This is a genomic window from Psychrobacter sp. 1U2 (assembly GCF_051847575.1).
Genome location: NZ_JBPYDC010001435.1, coordinates 1 through 601 on the forward strand (window position 1 = coordinate 1; position 601 = coordinate 601).

A 601-nucleotide genomic window follows, 5' to 3' on the forward strand; every position below is an offset into this window, starting at 1 on the left:
CAAATACCTTCAAAACCTAGCAGCTCAGCGGTAATAGTACGATCAATTGGGAAGGTGGTACCAGCAAGAGCAGCACTACCAAGTGGCATCTGGTTGATACGGCGGCGCGTATCGACAAGACGTTCCGTATCGCGGTAGAGCATCTCAAACCACGCCAGCACATGATGACCGAAGCTTACTGGCTGTGCAGTTTGCAAATGAGTAAAGCCTGGCATGATCGTATCAGTATGTTGTTCAGCTAGGCTAAGTAGGCCACTTTGCAAACGTACTAACAGCGCGATAATATTGTCAGTCTCTTCGCGTAGCCATAAGCGTATATCGGTTGCAACCTGGTCATTACGGCTACGTCCTGTATGTAGTTTTTTGCCGACCGCTCCAACGATATTCGTCAAGCGTGATTCAACATTCATGTGTACGTCTTCGAGCGTGATTGACCAGTTAAACGTTCCTGCTTCAATTTCGCGTAAGACCTGCTGTAGACCTTCAATGATGGTTGCAACTTCATCAGCTGTCAAAATGTCACATTTTTTGAGCATGGTTGCATGAGCAATCGAGCCTTCGATATCATGACGAGCGAAGCGTTGATCAAAGCCGACAGAAG

1 protein-coding gene is annotated in these 601 nt (G+C 47.3%); it reads right to left on the reverse strand.

Annotation, left to right across the window (positions count from 1 at the left end):
• Nucleotides 1–601 (reverse strand): lyase family protein (locus ACS8FD_RS22500; protein WP_439277494.1); only part of this gene is annotated, 601 nt, incomplete at both ends.